The sequence below is a fragment of the Tenacibaculum aiptasiae genome, from assembly GCF_965221665.1.
In the GTDB taxonomy this organism is placed as follows: domain Bacteria; phylum Bacteroidota; class Bacteroidia; order Flavobacteriales; family Flavobacteriaceae; genus Polaribacter; species Polaribacter aiptasiae.
In genome coordinates this window covers 1,848,981-1,865,004 of record NZ_CBDCSN010000002.1, presented here as the reverse complement: position 1 = coordinate 1,865,004, position 16,024 = coordinate 1,848,981, and the positions used below count along the sequence as shown (strand labels likewise).

The following is a 16,024-nucleotide window of genomic DNA, read 5'->3' as shown; positions in this document are numbered from 1 at the left end:
AAAATAAGCTTGCAATAATTATATTGCTATTAATTCTTCTGATTACAAATTTAAAGAATTTTGGTTAAATTTCAAAAAAACTGAAAATCAACCAAATAACAAACTCATTAGGCTAGCACTTCAAGCACTAAGAGTTCTTTTTCATAATCTTCTATAAAAGTATCTATTTGGCTTTTTTCAATTCCTGGTGTACAAATAATATGTGCGATAGTATCTTCTGATGCTAATTGATATTTTTCACATAAACTTTTCGATGGCTTATCTAAAACTACCGTTAAAGCATCATTGTTTCTCCAAGCATTTACACCAATTTCTTTCAATCTCATTTCAGTATAAGCTGCTAACTTTTGCGACTCCCTTGTACGTTTTATTAATCCTTCTTTACCATGTTTCTTTATAAACGACCATAAAAACAATGGTGTTAACCCATTTCTAGACCCTGTAATTGTTGTATCTAAGGTTCCTACATAGGATACTGAATTTACAATACGGTTTCTGTGTTTTCTTTTTGCTAAAACGATTCCACACGGTATTGGTCCTCCAATAAACTTATGTCCAGAAATAGAAATACTATCAATTCCTTCAGCAAAATCAAACTTTGGTTTTGGATCTACAAATGGCGCTATACAACCTAAAAACGCTGCATCGCAGTGTATATAATAATCTTTGATTGCATACTTTTTAATTAACTTTTTCACCCTATCCAAATCATCAACAGCCTCGGTCATTGTAGTTCCTATATTTAAAAAGAAAACTGCGGGTCTATCTCTATTAAGGATTAAAAGGCTTTCTAAATCTTCGTAATCCATTTCTCCGTTAGACTGACTTCTTACTACAATACTTTTTAAATTCAATAAATGTAAATTCTTTTTTACACTATAATGCGTAGACTCACTATAATACACTATAGGATTATTAAAGCTCTCTCTTGCTAAATATAAACCATAAAGATTTCCTTCAGTTCCTCCATTTGTAATGTAGCCCCAAGTTTCTTTGGTATTGGTTGATAATATATCAGCAAAAAAAGAAATAACTTCTCTCTCCACATCTTTAGTATCTATTGATAAGGTAGATGGTGATTCTGGATCTCCCACATTATTAATACATAAATTTAAAAAGGGAGCAAACTCTTTATAATCAAAATCTTTTGCTAAAGGATACCCTAAAAACCTCGATGAACTTTCACTAATTCTATTATAAATCTCTTCTATTCTTTCCATTTCTATTATATGTATAAAATTCTTTTCCAAAGTTACATGAAAGAATAAATTACCAATAACAAGTTTTAAAATAACGAAATTATACTATTTTTACACTTTAAAAAGAATTTTATTCTTTCACACAAACACTTAACTGATGAAAACAGGAAAAAATACCGTGCACACGCTAGATCACATCGATTTAAAACTGATTAATGAGCTGCAAACCGACAGTAAACAGTCCATAAAACAACTAGCTGCTAAAGTAAACTTGTCAATTACACCTACGCATGAACGCATTAAACGTATGGAGTCTAATAAGGTTATTGATAAATATGTAGCTATTGTTAAGCCTGAAACTTTAGGAAAAAGTTTAATTGTGTATTGCCAAGTTACCTTAGTTAAGCATCAGGAGGTATTTTTTAAAGAATTTGAAAACTATGTTGCTGATATTGATGAGATAGTTGAAGTATCTTATATTGCTGGGGCTTATGATTTTTTATTAAAAATTATTTTAAACGACATGAGTCATTATCAAGATTTTGTAATGAAGAAAATTTCTCAATTAGAAATTATTTCCAACATCCAAAGTTCTTTTATTATCAAGCAAACGAAAAATACTACTAAGATTAGTGTTCATCCATAAAACAAAAAGCCCTGCTCTATTACTAGAGCAGGCACTTTTCCTTAATCCCCTAAAAAAATCAACCTTTTGTTACGATTGATACTACAAATAAACTCCTAATAAATTACTTTAGTATACTTTAAGCATAGAAAAAACTTATTTTGAAATAATCAAAAATTACTCGCTGTAAAACTGAAGTATTTAACTGAATTCTTTAAGGGTTTTATTGACTTTTCATAGTTCTTTTCTTTACTTTTTATTTGAAGTAAATAGCGGAGTAACAGTACTATTTTCATCTCTTAATTCAGCTCCTGAATATATAGTTCCTTTTTTTACTACATATAAAGGTTCAGCCCAAAAAGTTATGTCTTTTAAAGGATTTTGTTCATACACCAAAAAAGAGGCTGGTTTTCTTGCTATAATCTTTCCTAATTCATTCTCAAAACCTGCCACTTCTGCATTAATTAGTGTAGCAGATTTTAATATCTGAAATGGAGTCATATCAGCTCTTTCTTTTAACAATCTATATTCAATATGACCTCCTGGCAATTTATCATCACCTGGAACATCACTTCCTGCCGCAACTCTAATTCCTGCTTTTAATGCTTTTTTTGTAAGTAAATCTGCCATATCACTAATTGACTTCTCATTCATATAATTATATACAGCAAATGTAGGCTCTAGAATTGTTCCGTTTTTTTTCATGATTTCCCATAACTCTTTCTCTCCATATTTTTTTAGTGCTGACTCATTCGTTTCTCCTTCTGGTAATCTTCCAAATATTTGAGCGTGAGATACTACTTGTACTCCAGCTTTTGAAGTTTGCTTTGCATCCGATGGTCTAATTGCCCAATGCGCCCATACTTTTAACCCTGCTTTTTTAGCTGCATCTGTAATTTTTTTTGCTAACTTTCCGTCAATATCATAGTACAATTTTACTGCTGTAGAACCAATTCCTTTTACACGTTGCATTAAAGATGTCAAATCTGTTTCTTTAGTTACCTTATGCGCCCAAGATCCTGTTCCTAGTTCTATTCCTACCGAACCTGCAATTACTCGTGAGTCAGTGAAAAAATCTGGCCCCGCTAGAATACTTGAAAAATTTAAATCTGGTCCTAAAATCTGATTTGCTAATAATTGTCTTTTATAATACGCCAAAGCTCTACCATCTCCTCCCATATCACGAATTCCTAAAATTCCTGTTCCTAATTCTTTTCTAAATCTTTTCTTCACACTTTCATAAGTCTCGAAACTAGGGTCAGTAGCATAATGCACGTGTGAATCTATTAAACCTGGCATTATATATTTTCCTTTTAAATCTATAACAACAGCATCTTTATCTAGCTCTTTAGCATTGCCTTTATAGATATCTGTTATTTGAGTTCCTTTAAAAACAATAGTACTATTTCTCTTTGGTTTTGAACTAGTTCCATCAATTAAATTCACGTTTGTTAAAACATATGTTTTAGGTTCTAACTCTTCTTCTTCTGTCTCTTCAACTGTTATTTCTCCTTTGGAAAAATCATTTAAAAGTGCTTTTAACTCTTTAGTTGATGAGTTTTCTTGCATTAAGTTCAATACCGTTTTCACTAATTCTGGTGATGGGACATAACTTAAAAGCCTGCTTATATTCTCTTTAACCTCAACTGGTTTTTCTTTTATTAATTTATCTGATTCTTTTACTAAAGCTATAATTTGCTTTTCTCGTTCTTTGGGTATTTGTCCTAAAAAGGCATGATTAATTCCGAATACAATTAGTATTAATAATATTGTTTTCTTCATTTTTAAAATTATTTTAAAAGTTTACATTAATTTATTAGTTGTAAAATACAACTTTATTAATCTGACGATGTCTTTTTACTTTTGTTACATAAAATTATTTAATCTTTAAAAATTTCTATTAAGGCTCTTTTGAAGTTATTTCCAAGAACCATTTGTATGTGTTCATCCTTATAGCCTCGTTTTAATAAACCTTCGGCAATATCATAAGTTCTGTATGGATGATTAAGCCTTTCTATAGTAAGTAAATATTCTTCGTTGGTATGTGTTTGATACTTCTTTGGAGCATTTTCTAGTCTTTGTTTTCTAAGTTCTTTAGGAATATAATCTTCAGTATACAATCCTTGATCACTTCCTATTCCTACATATTCTATACCAACTAATTGTGCGACATGATCTATATGATTTAAAAAATCATCGATAAAAACTGGTTCTTTTTCACTAATCATAAAACGTAAAATAGGAATACCAATAACTCCCCCCGTTTTTGCCATTGCTTTAATAGCTTCGTCTGTTTTTGCTCTTGCAACTCCTTTTGCTATACTTCTGCAAGCTCCATGTGTAATTAAAATAGGTTTATTACTGGCTTCAATACCACCTAATGTAGTTATATCACCACAATGAGACACGTCAACCCCCATTCCAACTTCATTCATACGCTTTACAACTTTCTTACCATAGGGTGTAATTCCAGTATCTACATCTTCAAAAGCTCCACAACCTATCCTGTTTTTATCATTGTAAGTTAATTGAGAAACTCGCTGTCCTAATCCATAAAAAAGATTAACATCATCTAAAGTTCTAAAATGTTTAGAGTCTTGGTTTGTAATTAACATCCCAATTTTGTCTGAAATCCCAATGTTATTAAGCTTTTCAATAGTATCTATACGTTCAAAATATTTTGGATTGGATGCTATAATTCCGTTTTGTGTTGCCATAAATAACAACATTTCTTCATAAGAGGGCAACATATTTCCCCAACCAAATACATTTATTCCACAACTTTTAACGAATTCATAATCTTCTTGTGTAAAAGAATTAGGTACTTTTTCCCATAGCTCAGCTAATGGTAATCCATTTCGTTTATGAACCCAATCGCCATAATCGCCAAGCATATCTATACAGGTAGCTTGATTTACCAATTGAATTACCTCTTTTGAATACGTTTTTAATGCCTTATAATTGAGGCTCTGTTCTTTTTTTTGTACTACTACTGATTTTCCCTCACACATAACCAAGGATGGCAAAACAACTCCAGCTGTAGCAGTATAACCAAGTTTTTTAAGAAATAATCTTCTGGGTGATTTCATATTAGTTATTATTTAAGTTTTGTATCATTTGTGTTAGTACTCTTTTTACAGTATTTAAATCTTCTTCACTAATATTCTTTTCAGATTTTTCTGTGATTATATTGGCTATTTTTAAAGTTTCTTTTTCAAGTTCTTTCCCTTTTTCAGTAATAAAAATGAGTTTATTTCTCTTATCAAACTCAGAACTTTCTCGAACAATCAATTCTTTCTTTTCTAAATCAACTATTTGTCTAGCAATAGTACTTTTTTCTTTATTGGCTCTTATTGAAAGATCTCTTTGGTTTACTCCGTCATTATCCCATAAATAGAATAATAACTTCCACTGTTCTACCGTAATTTCAATATTGTTATTAATAAATTCTTCTTGTAATTTACTTACCAAAAGACGCTCGGTTACACTAATAAACCTTGATGACGAATTGTATGTTTGTTTTTCCATCTTCTTGAATTTAGTTGCAAGTTACAACTTTTAATTAAAGGATTAATAATAAAATAAACTAAGCGATTCTATTTATTTAGAATTCAATACTATTTTAATTAAACGTCGCCGTTTAATTAAAATAAAACAATTATATTTACACTATTAAACGCAAACGTCTAATAAATGCCAAAAATAATAGCAAAAAAACACGACTGGATTACTTTAGGGTATAAACTATTTGCAGAAAAAGGAATAGAAGGAATTGTTATTGAAAAGATGGCACAAAAACTAAAGGTTAATAAATCTAGCTTTTATTGGCACTTTAAGACAAAAAAAGAATTTGTAGATAAAATTATTTCTTATTGGATTGATACAGATACTGAACAAATAATCAAACTAACTGAAAGTTCTAAAAACGGAAAAGAAAAGTTTTTAAAATTAGTAGAACTAGCTTTCAAAAAAGAACCTCATCTAGATTTTATTTTTTTCCTTAAGAGATACGCTAAGAAGAATAAACAGATACAAGCTTTAATTGATAATATAGATACTCAAAGAATAGCTTATACAAAAAGCTTGTTAATAGAAATGAACTTTCCTTCTGAAGAAGCAGACATTAAATCTCAGTTGTTTTATAAATACTTAATAGGCTATCATGAAATGATACGTTACAAAAAACAGCCGAAAAATTATATAGATAAAGTTAAAATAGAGCTCAATCAATTTATTAAATTCTAAAGTTATGGCTAAAAAGAATATTTACTGGATTATTGCTGGAATCATAAACCTACTAACCTTTTTAATACATCTTATCGGTGGACAAACAACTCTTGTTAATCCTCTATTAAAAAGCAAATTATCACTACAAGTACAAACAGAAATGTTAGGTGTATGGCATATGGCTACAGTTGTTTTACTTCTTTCTTCAATTGTTTTTTTTAAACATTACTATAGCAAGCAAGTAAATAGCAATAAAGAATTAATTTCATTTATTAGTTACTTATATATTGGATTTTCTATAGTATTTATTGGTTCTGGATTTTCTATAGTATTTATTGGTTCTAGTTTTTTTAATGAAATATTAGCTCCACAATGGATACTATTGCTTCCTCTAGGAATCATTGGAATTTTAGGTGTAAACAACGAAAAAAAGAAAATGAGATTATCATGAAAAAAGTTATAGAAGAAGCTATCATCCTTACAGATAGAGAAAGAAAATCGCTACAGAAAATAGATTTTATAGACACTTTTTCAACTACAAATCATCTAAACAATTTAGAAGAAATATCTAATATGATTTTCAACTCTAATCCAAAATGGATTGAAAAACTATTTACAATTCGAAATAAAATTGCTGGTTTCTTAGGGTTACAAAACAAACTCCCTGATGATTATAACGAAAACTTTAAAGTAGGTGGCTATGTAAAGTTTTTCAAAATATTTTCTATTTCAGAAAATGAGGTAATATTGGGTGCCGATGACTCTCATTTAAACTTCCGAGTATTTTTAAAAAATGAAAACATTAAAAACTATAATATTAAAGTCATTACACTAGTAGAACTTAATAACCTCACAGGAAAAATATATATGACAATTGTAAAACCGTTCCATAAACTAGTTGTAAAAAGATTAGTTTCTAATGCTTTTAATGAAAATAATAAATGAAATAAATCTATATGAAAATGATAAAAACTGCACAAAAAAAAATTGAAATGGAATCAATATTTAAAACTTGTAAAACAAGTAGAAAGCTCTATTCAGAATATTTTAAAAAGTACTCTTTAGAACAATTAAATAAAGTACCTAAAGGGTTTAGCAACAATTTAATATGGAATATAGGACATATTATAGTTGCGCAACAAGTACTAATTTACAAAGGTTCTAATTTAAATGGGTATATCCCAGAAGAACTATATAAATTATACAAACCAGGAACCAAAGCCACAGGACATACTACAAAACATGAAGTTGATGAACTCCAAAATTTATTAATTTCATTAATAGAAAAAACTGAAAAGGATTTTTATAACGGGGAATTCATTAGCTATAACGCACGAATGACAGGAACTGGATTTTACTTAAATTCGCTAATGGATGCCTTTCAATTTAATAATTATCATGAAGGCTTGCATTTAGGTTATATGATGAACATTAAGAAGTTTGTTTAATTGAAAAATATACGGTATCTAACATACGTTATGTATCTAAAAATAAAATTTCAATGAAAGCCATAACTAAATATCAATATGGAGGGCCTAATGTACTTAATTTAGAAAATATTGAGAAACCTACTGTAAAAGAAAATCACTTACTTGTTAAAGTTAAAGCAAATTCTATCAATGCTGCCGACTGGCGTATCATGAGAGGAAAACCATACTTTGCTAGGCTTAGCTTTGGGGTATTGAAACCAAAAAATAAAATTCTTGGTGCCGATTTCGCTGGAATTGTAGAAGAAGTTGGTAAAGGAATTACAAAATTTAAAGTTGGTGATTCTGTATTTGGTGAAATGATCGAAGGAGGCGCTTTTGCTGAATACATTAATGCTCCTGAGAAAGTTTGCGGGTTAATACCTGATGAAAAAGAGTTTATTGAAATGGCTAGCATTCCCATGGCTGGACTTACAGCATTACAAGCATTAATAACACATGGAAAATTACAAAAAGGAGAGTCAGTTCTAATTAACGGAGCATCGGGAGGAGTTGGACATCTTACCCTCCAAGTTGCCAAAGCTTATGGAGCTCATGTTACAGCTATTTGTTCCCATAAAAATGTTGACTTTGTAAAGTCCATAGGTGCTGACAAAGTTTTAGCTTATGATATAACATCCATCCACCAACATAAGGAGAAATATGATTTAGTAATTGATGCCTATGGTAATTTAAACTATACTGATTATAAACGAATGGCAAAGCGTGGAGTTGTGGTAGGCTTTACTAATATGAGGCATCTAATACCTTTATTATTGAAAACTGCTTTAAAAAAATTCCCTCTAGCACAATTTACAGCACAAGCAAATACTAAAGATTTAAATACTTTGGCAGAACTTATAAAAGACAATAAAATTAAACCTTATATTGAAAAGAAGTTTTCTTATACTAACGTTTCTAAAGCTATTGAACACATAGAATCAATGAGAACTAGAGGAAAAATAGTATTATACTTAACTACAAACCATCTAAACAACAATACTATATAATTCCCTCTATTATTCTCATCTACTTATTATACTAACCTGAGGAAAATCAGCAGAACTATAGTATAAAGAAACATCCTTTTTCTTTATACAAAGGTTAATATAAAAGGTACCAAAAACGGTACTATAATCGTAAGTATTACACCACTAAACACCGCTATAATTGCCCACTCTTTACCTGTGGTTTCTGAAATAATAGGCAAACAAGTATCCATAGAAGTTGCTCCACCTGCTGTGATGGCTCCAAGTTTTCCAAAATACTTTACAAAAAACGCTGCAGCTAAAAGTGTTATGATTTCTCTAGAAATATTAGAAAGTAAGGCTATTACTCCCAAGGTTTCTCCACTTATTTCAGTTATAAAAATGGATGATAAACTATAATATCCAAATCCAGCACCTACCGCCATTGCTTCTACCATGTTTATATCTTCAATAAAGAAAGAAATGATTGCTGCTCCTAATAACGAACCTACAATAACACAAAGTGGCACTAATATGATTTTAATTTTTGTTTCTCGTATAACTTTAAAGGCTTTGGTATCTGAACCAATTCCGATTCCTACAAAAAACATTAATGCATATAAGGTGTATAGCGTAAAGTCGTTATTGATTAAAAAATCGGGTAAGAATTTATACAATGCTAGCAATAAACCTATTACAAACATTAAAAGAATGGTAAGACTATTTTTCATTTTTAGCGACAAAAAATAATTTATACGTGAAATATGCCAATAGCAAACTTCCAAACATTGCTCCTAAAGTAATAAGTAGCGCTTGTAATCCGATACTTCCCATATTAGACACAATGGTATTATTCAACCCAACTCCTATTCCCAGTAAGAACAACAACAAGTAAATTACCATACTGGTTGCTCTTTCTGAAAATCGGATGATTTTTGATTGATTTCTAAACACATATCCTAAAACAATACCTAGTGTCATTACTAATAATACTGGTAGCATATTCTATTAATCTTATTTAAAGTGTTGATATAAATAATTGAATTCTGTGTTGGCTCCTCCACACACAATGACTAAAATGTTGTTACTTTCAGCTAATAATTCAGGGTGGAAATACGGAACAGATATCGCAGCTCCACAAGCAGGTTCTACCAATACGCTTTTTTCATTTAAAAAATCGAAAGAAGCTTTGAGCGCTGTTGCATCTGATACTTTTACTGGTTTTATTGTAAATTCTTTAGCTAACTCTAAGGCTTGGGTTGTTATCTTTTTAGCCCCTAAACTTGTGGCTATGGTTTTAATTTCTTCTAGCTCTACAATTTTATTTGCCTGATAACTTTCATAAAAAGATGCTGCTCCTATGGTTTCTGTAGTAATAACTTGTGTGTTGGTCCATCCGTTTTTTTTCATGCCTTCTAATACTCCGCACAACAATCCACCGCCACCTACTGAAACAATAACCGTATCGGGTTGTTCCATTTGTTGGGCACATTCATCTATAATGCTAGCATGCCCTTTCCATAACAACGGATCGTCGAAAGGCGATACATATACCGCGTCTTCTTGCGCTGCTGACTTCAAAGCATACTGATGTGCTTCGTCCCAAACATTGCCATGCACCTCAACTTTAGCTCCTAAATCTTTGATTTTATCAATCATAAATTTAGTGGTTGTACTAGGCACTACTACTTTTACACTTACTCCTAACTGTTTTCCAACATAGGCTAATGAATACCCCGCGTTTCCTCCTGAAGAAGACACAAATTTTGTTTTTCCTTCTCCAATATGATGCCTGCATAATTCTTCCATTCCTCTAATTTTAAAAGAATTGGTTGGCTGATAACAATCCATCTTATAAAAGACATTCTTATGCTGTTCATTAAAAAGCTTATGCGATTGGTATATTGGAGTTTCTAAATAAAATTTGTGTCTCATTGTTTATTAGTTGTTTCTAACTTTATATTTCTTAATTTCTTCCTCAGTCATGTTGTGAATACTACTTGCTGGCGCAGCCTTAAGTGTGTACCAATAGAACTCTGTTGGAATATTAATTTTTGTGTAATAGTCTAAATATTTTTGGTGTGCTTCATCGCTCTTAGGTAAATCAGTAGCAGCGGTAGCTCCACCACCCCACGAATGTACTCCAATTTTAGCTCCTTTTGCTATGGTTCTTTTTCTACCTGCTAAAAAGAAATCTGTTCCACCAGATGCAATCATACTTTTAGAATTTAATCTAGTGTTTAATCCAAATTTATGTACATATAAACTTGCGCGCAAATTAGCTACATCGTCAATAGAACCTGGTACACTTAACATTTCTATTGTTTTTACTTCTGGATGTTGGAAAATTAATTCTAAAACAGCAGCTGGTGTACTACTGCTTATTGTTCCATTCATATAAGCTACATCTCCTTTTACTTCAAACTTAGCTGTTGACGCTCCTGACTCTAATCCTTTAAAGATTTCTTTTTCAGTTAACTTTCCATCTTCATTACTATCCCAAGCTACAACTTCTTCCTGTACTTCAGCTGGTGCATTTTTAATTACTACATATGCTTTTCCTCCCGAGAATTGTTGTAAAATTTCTTTTGCTTGTTGTTTCAATGCTGCTTCTCCTGGAAAGATGGCTTTTTCAAAGTTAAAATTATTCATTTCTTCTTTACTTACCGATCTACTTCCATCTGTATCCATCATTTGTAAAAACTGCACCATTTCCTCTGGAGCTTCGTTCATTTCTATGATGTTGTTCTTGTTTTTATCAACATCCTTAAAAATATCGTCGCTTTCTTTTTGTTGTTCTGTATGATAACTAGCCACAATCTCTGCAATATCGTCTGTAGCTATTTTACCTTTTTCTTTTTGCATTAACAACAGTACGTCTAAAGCTTCATATGGATTGATAACTCCATCTCTGTTGGCATCTAAAATTGCCATGTCAGACACTTTGTTTCCTGCTCCTTCTTTAACTCTTTTGTAATGCAACGTAATCAACTGTCCATCTATTTTTGTTTTCAGCGTCATTTTATTGCTTTTAAAAGACAATACTTTAAATACACTCTTCTTCCCGTCTGTTGTTATACTAACTTCTTTTTGGTTTTTAGACACTTTCCAGTTTCCCTTTTTTTGTTCCGCACCAACTACTCCTGTAAAGGCTCCTTTTGCTGCATAAACCTGAAATACTTCAGATGTTTGAAAAGCATCTTGTGGTTTTAGTTTAGAACCGTCTACTTCTAAAGTCTTTAATTTCCATTTTCCTATAATAGCCTTCGAAAGGTCTTGGGCTAAAACATTTCCTACTACTAAAAAGGCTACTAATGCCAGTATGTTTTTTTTCATTTTATTCTTGTTTAAATTTATTTTACTGTTCATAATCTTTTCTTGTTTTTTATATCTCCTTGTTTTTTTGCCATAAAAAAACTCCGTATACCAACCACATTTATGTGATTAAGGTATACGGAGTTTTCCGTAGGTTATTTACTTTATTTCCCAATTTCTTCCTTAATGTTAGAAATAAAGCAAGTAACTGCATTTACATACAGTTACTTTTTGTATGTCAGATAACAGTTAACAAAGGTAACTTATTATCTTCTAATCAACTTTAACAAACTATAAAGTCTTTATATTATTTTCAAAATAAAAAGACACTCTACTCCAAGATGAAACACAACTATTTTGTAGAGTGCCGTATCAAGTCAATCAAATAATTTTTTATTTAATTTTCTCTAAAATCCCCCTGTTTCAAACTTTCCCACCTATTAAAGGCTGTTCGAAAACTGGGTACAAAGTTGAGTTTAATTTTTAGAATTCCCAGTAAAAACGGGGCTAAAGTTGTCCGGATTTTAGAATTCTGAACAAAATTACGTAAATCGGGACTCCTTGTATTTAATCGGAGTCATCTGAGTACTGTTTTTAAATGCTGTATAAAACGAGGTTCTGCTTTTAAATCCAGATTCGTGTGCTATGGCTTCAATAGTAAAATTATTCTCCAAGTTATTTTTCAATAATTTCTTGGCATATTCTACTCTGTAGTTATTAATAAACTGATTAAAATTAGATCCCAAATTCGCGTTGATTGTAGCCGATAATTTTCTTGGGTGTACTCCAATTTTTTCAGCAACATCAATAATGGTTAAATCGACATGTTTGAAAAGTTCAAACTCTTCAACCGCTGCACGCAATTTATCAATTATTTCTTTGGTCTCTGTATTATTTTCCTGAGGCAATTCTTTTGGTGTATCTTTTTCAGTACATAATTCTGAAGTATTGGTATTGGTTTCTTCTGGAATTAACAATTTTACTTCGTGCTGCATAATTCCTTTAAACGATGCCCAAAAAATTAAACACATATTAATAATAAGGAATGCCGTATCTAATAAACTAATTGCCGATTCTTGAAAAATAACCACCAATATTAATGCTACAAACGACGACATAAAATAAAGGAGTATGGTAAGCGAAAAATATTTAATCCAGATAATCCCTTTGTATTCTGTAGTTGAATATTGATTTTTAATTTTCTTGGTGTGAACAGTTATGAGTTTAAAAGTCCTCACCATGATTACAATACTGTAAATAATCCCTCCTAAGTAATATATCAATCCGAATATAGCTGATTCAAATACTTGAACGATAAAAGACAAATCGAAAAGCAATAAACCTGTAAAAAAGAGAAATGCTACAATTCCCGGTATTAATACATTGTATTTTTTCTTTTCAGGTACAATGGAAATGTCTTGCACATACAAATAAAACACGGGAAACAACAACCACAAAAAGTCAAACGGTAAGTATTCTAGCTTTGGATAATACTTTATAAGATTTAGTTCTATGACTATTTCGTTGATAGCACCCAAACCAAAAAGAATCATAAAAACACCTAAGAAAAACGTGTTTCGCTGTTCTTTTCGATGTAAAGCTATTAGTAGTATTCCAAACGATACGCCTAATATTAACAACACAATATTTATGGTTGATTGTAATGAATACGTTATTTCCATATTGAATAAGACACAGTGTTCAGCATTAAGTTACAAAACATTTTACAGAAAACCTGCGACTCTTTGGTAAAAAGTTTCAGGAGTAAACATGTAACATTCAATAAGCTACTATGTCTAATAGAAAATCGTGGTCGCGAAAAATTATACTAATCTTTAACCCCAACTAATCAAATAAATGAATCAACCCTTAAAAAAAATCTTACATTTCCCTATTACCAAAATCCTTTTAGGAATAAGTAGTTGTTTAGCAGTTTTAATCCTTGTACAAAACTTTATTTCTAAGCCTATTTTCCAAACACTAATTGCTACCAAACAAATCTCGGACACGTTTGTTAATTATACTTCAATCGCTGTTTTATTAGCTACCTATTATTTTCTATTTAAGTTTTTAGAGCAACGAAACATTACAGAAATAACCATCAGAAACCATACAAAAGAGCTCTTTGGAGGATTTATACTTGGCTTTGGAATTCTTTCTTTAGTTATACTAATTTTATATGCATTAGGCTATTACCAAATAACAAACTTTAACGGATATTCTTATTTCTTAGCACCACTTTCTTCTTTGGTTATTAGCGCCTTACTTGAAGAAATAATGTTTAGAGCTATTTTATACCGAATATTAGAAAACTGGTTAGGAACCTATATTGCCTTGGCTATTATTTCGGTATCTTTTGAACTACCTCATGTTTTTAATGACAACGTTACCTTTTTATCGATAGTACTGGGACTTATCTTCGGATTTGCACATGGTATTATGTATACTTATACCAAAAGAATTTGGCTACCCTTTGCATTCCATTTAGCATGGAACTTTGCACAACCTTTTTACGGTTCTAACCTATCGGGTATTGAAGATGTTGGAAATATTTTTAGTTCAACATTTAACGGACCAAAATTATTAACGGGTAGTATTTATGGTTTAGAAGACTCTATACTTTCTATCATCCTATTATCTATAGTGTCTATTGTATTCTTATACGCTAGTATACAACAAGGAAAAATAGTACCGCCTTCTTTTAAAAAATAACTTGAACAATAAGGATAGGTACATCGCCTATCCTTTATTCAACATTTACAGTTTGTAACGCAAGTGTAACATTTTGACCACTTTAATCGTTGTAAGGTAAAAATCCTAACAACTGACCTTAAACTGTAAAAAATGAACAAAGCTATTCTCCTTGTTTTCGCATTTCTTATCTGCTTATCGTGTAAAAAAAATGAGCAAAAAGCATCCTTAAAAAAAGAACCACAAACCGTAAATCCGATTTCAGAAATAGACAGCCTTCTACGTAGCTATGAGAAAAACGGAACTTTTATGGGAAGCATAGCCTTATCTAAAAAAGGTAAAACTATCTATTCTAAAACTATTGGATTTAGCAACATAGAAGCAAATACAAAAGCCGATGAAAACACCAAATATCGTATTGGTTCAATTTCAAAAACATATACAGCGACATTGGTATTGAAAGCTGTTGAAGAAGGTAAGATTGCTTTAGATGAAACCATAGACAAATACACCCCTAGCATTAAAAACGCATCAAAAATTACCATTGCTCATTTATTGCAGCACAGAAGTGGTATACATAACTTTACAAAAGATAAAAACTTTTTTGAATATAGAACGGAGTATAAATCGCCTGAAGAAATGTTAGCCCTAATTGCTACTTACGACAGCGATTTTGAACCCAACACTAAAGGCGACTATAGCAACTCTAACTACTTTTTATTAGCTTATATTCTTGAAAAAGTATACAACGAAAGCTACAATAAACTTTTACAAAAAAAAATATGCACGCCTTTAGGCTTAAAAAACACTTATGAAGGAAAACAAATAGACAGTAGTAAGAACGAAGCACATTCGTATTCTTTTGCAGAAGGGAAAACAAAGTTTCCAGAAACCAACTTATCTATAACCTTGGGAAGCGGTTCTATAGTTTCTACTGCTAAAGAGGTAAACCAATTTATAACCGCTGTGCTTACAGGCAAATTACTTTCTGATAAAAGTATAGCCCTTATGAAAACCATTAAGGACAATTATGGAATGGGGGTATACCGATATAAAATAACCGATAGGCATGGACTTGGACACCGTGGGCATATTGATGAGTTTAGAGCTACCGCTATTTATTTTCCAAAAGAACAAGTAACGCTTATTGCAATAACCAATGGATCTAGCATTGATATTAACGATTTATTTTTAGACATTTTAAAACGTTATTTTAAAGATACTCCTGTTGAGATTTCGGAAACTGAGCTTGAAAAATTTGCAGGGACTTATGTATACGAAAAAGATGCAACGGACAAAGCAGTGTTTGTAAGAGACCACACTACTTTGGTTCATATTATAAAAGGTGAATTTAAATCTCCACTTGTATACAAAGGCAATAACCGATTTGTTATGGAACAAATGTATGCGGAGTCTATTTCGTTTATATTTTCTGCAGATGGAAGTGAGCTAAGCTTTGTTCAAGGTGATTTTAAGGGCAAATACACCAAAGAGTAAACGTGTTATTTAGCTCATTATTAACAAAGAACAATT

The 16,024-nt window shown here is 31.1% G+C and carries 17 protein-coding genes; 8 read left to right on the top strand and 9 right to left on the bottom strand.

The annotated features are described in order from the left end of the window. Positions 1–107: 107 nt before the first annotated feature. Positions 108–1,220, bottom strand: coding sequence for a histidine decarboxylase (locus ACOQN8_RS08930; RefSeq protein ID WP_272151135.1), 1,113 nt, complete (start codon positions 1,218–1,220; stop codon positions 108–110). A gap of 157 nt (positions 1,221–1,377) precedes the next feature. Here ACOQN8_RS08930 and ACOQN8_RS08925 point away from each other — a divergent pair, with 157 nt between their 5' ends. Further along, on the top strand, positions 1,378–1,845 hold the full coding sequence (locus tag ACOQN8_RS08925; RefSeq protein WP_150901128.1) for an Lrp/AsnC family transcriptional regulator: 468 nt from the start codon (positions 1,378–1,380) through the stop codon (positions 1,843–1,845). Between the two features lie 228 nt (positions 1,846–2,073). On the opposite strand, the gene ACOQN8_RS08920 is transcribed toward ACOQN8_RS08925, so the two are convergent. From ACOQN8_RS08920 to ACOQN8_RS08910, 3 genes are all read right to left on the bottom strand, one after another. Further along, positions 2,074–3,606 (bottom strand): amidohydrolase family protein, encoded by a 1,533-nt coding sequence (locus ACOQN8_RS08920; protein WP_420552419.1) that lies wholly within the window; start codon positions 3,604–3,606, stop codon positions 2,074–2,076. Between the two features lie 98 nt (positions 3,607–3,704). Further along, the gene (locus tag ACOQN8_RS08915) at positions 3,705–4,913 is read right to left on the bottom strand and encodes a dipeptidase (RefSeq protein ID WP_420552418.1); all 1,209 of its coding nucleotides are present in this window, start codon (positions 4,911–4,913) and stop codon (positions 3,705–3,707) included. 1 nt (position 4,914) lies between these two features. Continuing rightward, a complete protein-coding gene (locus tag ACOQN8_RS08910) occupies positions 4,915–5,352 on the bottom strand; it encodes a MarR family winged helix-turn-helix transcriptional regulator (protein ID WP_420552417.1) in 438 nt (145 codons plus the stop codon). Positions 5,353–5,517: 165 nt separating this feature from the next. Here ACOQN8_RS08910 and ACOQN8_RS08905 point away from each other — a divergent pair, with 165 nt between their 5' ends. The 5 genes from ACOQN8_RS08905 to ACOQN8_RS08885 are packed head-to-tail and all read left to right on the top strand — an operon-like array spanning position 5,518 to position 8,527. Further along, the gene (locus ACOQN8_RS08905; RefSeq protein WP_272151134.1) at positions 5,518–6,069 is read left to right on the top strand and encodes a TetR/AcrR family transcriptional regulator; all 552 of its coding nucleotides are present in this window, start codon (positions 5,518–5,520) and stop codon (positions 6,067–6,069) included. 4 nt (positions 6,070–6,073) lie between these two features. Then, entirely contained in the window at positions 6,074–6,502 is a 429-nt protein-coding gene (locus ACOQN8_RS08900) for a hypothetical protein (RefSeq protein ID WP_420552416.1), read from the top strand. Then, positions 6,499–6,996 (top strand): DUF2867 domain-containing protein, encoded by a 498-nt coding sequence (locus ACOQN8_RS08895; RefSeq protein WP_420552415.1) that lies wholly within the window; start codon positions 6,499–6,501, stop codon positions 6,994–6,996. Before ACOQN8_RS08900 ends, ACOQN8_RS08895 begins: the two co-directional genes overlap by 4 nt. A 47-nt stretch (positions 6,997–7,043) precedes the next feature. Continuing rightward, positions 7,044–7,499, top strand: coding sequence for a DinB family protein (locus ACOQN8_RS08890; RefSeq protein ID WP_420552414.1), 456 nt, complete (start codon positions 7,044–7,046; stop codon positions 7,497–7,499). Positions 7,500–7,552: 53 nt separating this feature from the next. Further along, positions 7,553–8,527, top strand: coding sequence for an NAD(P)-dependent alcohol dehydrogenase (locus tag ACOQN8_RS08885; RefSeq protein ID WP_420552413.1), 975 nt, complete (start codon positions 7,553–7,555; stop codon positions 8,525–8,527). 83 nt (positions 8,528–8,610) lie between these two features. Here ACOQN8_RS08885 and ACOQN8_RS08880 read toward each other — a convergent pair whose 3' ends face one another. The 5 genes from ACOQN8_RS08880 to ACOQN8_RS08860 all read right to left on the bottom strand — a co-directional run bounded on the left by ACOQN8_RS08880 (position 8,611) and on the right by ACOQN8_RS08860 (position 13,482). Then, positions 8,611–9,216, bottom strand: coding sequence for a LysO family transporter (locus ACOQN8_RS08880; RefSeq protein WP_150901043.1), 606 nt, complete (start codon positions 9,214–9,216; stop codon positions 8,611–8,613). Further along, positions 9,206–9,487 (bottom strand): LysO family transporter, encoded by a 282-nt coding sequence (locus ACOQN8_RS08875; protein ID WP_420552412.1) that lies wholly within the window; start codon positions 9,485–9,487, stop codon positions 9,206–9,208. Before ACOQN8_RS08875 ends, ACOQN8_RS08880 begins: the two co-directional genes overlap by 11 nt. Before the next feature lie 12 nt (positions 9,488–9,499). Next, positions 9,500–10,420, bottom strand: a complete 921-nt coding sequence (locus ACOQN8_RS08870) for a pyridoxal-phosphate dependent enzyme (protein WP_420552411.1) — start codon at positions 10,418–10,420, stop codon at positions 9,500–9,502. Positions 10,421–10,426: 6 nt separating this feature from the next. Further along, complete coding sequence (locus tag ACOQN8_RS08865; protein WP_420552410.1) at positions 10,427–11,821, bottom strand: hypothetical protein; 1,395 nt, start codon at positions 11,819–11,821, stop codon at positions 10,427–10,429. Between the two features lie 521 nt (positions 11,822–12,342). After that, complete coding sequence (locus tag ACOQN8_RS08860) at positions 12,343–13,482, bottom strand: helix-turn-helix domain-containing protein (RefSeq protein WP_420552409.1); 1,140 nt, start codon at positions 13,480–13,482, stop codon at positions 12,343–12,345. Positions 13,483–13,657: 175 nt separating this feature from the next. Between ACOQN8_RS08860 and ACOQN8_RS08855 the strand changes: the two genes are divergently transcribed. Both ACOQN8_RS08855 and ACOQN8_RS08850 read left to right on the top strand, forming a co-directional pair. After that, complete coding sequence (locus ACOQN8_RS08855) at positions 13,658–14,512, top strand: CPBP family intramembrane glutamic endopeptidase (RefSeq protein WP_420552408.1); 855 nt, start codon at positions 13,658–13,660, stop codon at positions 14,510–14,512. Between the two features lie 132 nt (positions 14,513–14,644). Further along, positions 14,645–15,988 carry a serine hydrolase domain-containing protein gene (locus ACOQN8_RS08850; protein WP_420552407.1) on the top strand — a complete coding sequence of 448 codons (1,344 nt, stop codon included), beginning with the start codon at positions 14,645–14,647 and terminating at the stop codon, positions 15,986–15,988. Positions 15,989–16,024: the final 36 nt, after the last annotated feature.

Bases quoted from the DNA above. Each gene is read 5' to 3' on its own strand.
- ACOQN8_RS08915 (WP_420552418.1), bottom strand. From the start codon at position 4,913: ATGAAATCACCCAGAAGATTATTTCTTAAAAAACTTGGTTATACTGCT.
- ACOQN8_RS08870 (WP_420552411.1), bottom strand. From the start codon at position 10,420: ATGAGACACAAATTTTATTTAGAAACTCCAATATACCAATCGCATAAG.
- ACOQN8_RS08865 (WP_420552410.1), bottom strand. From the start codon at position 11,821: ATGAAAAAAAACATACTGGCATTAGTAGCCTTTTTAGTAGTAGGAAAT.
- ACOQN8_RS08875 (WP_420552412.1), bottom strand. From the start codon at position 9,487: ATGCTACCAGTATTATTAGTAATGACACTAGGTATTGTTTTAGGATAT.
- ACOQN8_RS08880 (WP_150901043.1), bottom strand. From the start codon at position 9,216: ATGAAAAATAGTCTTACCATTCTTTTAATGTTTGTAATAGGTTTATTG.
- ACOQN8_RS08850 (WP_420552407.1), top strand. From the start codon at position 14,645: ATGAACAAAGCTATTCTCCTTGTTTTCGCATTTCTTATCTGCTTATCG.
- ACOQN8_RS08930 (WP_272151135.1), bottom strand. From the start codon at position 1,220: ATGGAAAGAATAGAAGAGATTTATAATAGAATTAGTGAAAGTTCATCG.
- ACOQN8_RS08890 (WP_420552414.1), top strand. From the start codon at position 7,044: ATGGAATCAATATTTAAAACTTGTAAAACAAGTAGAAAGCTCTATTCA.
- ACOQN8_RS08885 (WP_420552413.1), top strand. From the start codon at position 7,553: ATGAAAGCCATAACTAAATATCAATATGGAGGGCCTAATGTACTTAAT.
- ACOQN8_RS08855 (WP_420552408.1), top strand. From the start codon at position 13,658: ATGAATCAACCCTTAAAAAAAATCTTACATTTCCCTATTACCAAAATC.
- ACOQN8_RS08920 (WP_420552419.1), bottom strand. From the start codon at position 3,606: ATGAAGAAAACAATATTATTAATACTAATTGTATTCGGAATTAATCAT.
- ACOQN8_RS08905 (WP_272151134.1), top strand. From the start codon at position 5,518: ATGCCAAAAATAATAGCAAAAAAACACGACTGGATTACTTTAGGGTAT.
- ACOQN8_RS08910 (WP_420552417.1), bottom strand. From the start codon at position 5,352: ATGGAAAAACAAACATACAATTCGTCATCAAGGTTTATTAGTGTAACC.
- ACOQN8_RS08860 (WP_420552409.1), bottom strand. From the start codon at position 13,482: ATGGAAATAACGTATTCATTACAATCAACCATAAATATTGTGTTGTTA.
- ACOQN8_RS08895 (WP_420552415.1), top strand. From the start codon at position 6,499: ATGAAAAAAGTTATAGAAGAAGCTATCATCCTTACAGATAGAGAAAGA.
- ACOQN8_RS08900 (WP_420552416.1), top strand. From the start codon at position 6,074: ATGGCTAAAAAGAATATTTACTGGATTATTGCTGGAATCATAAACCTA.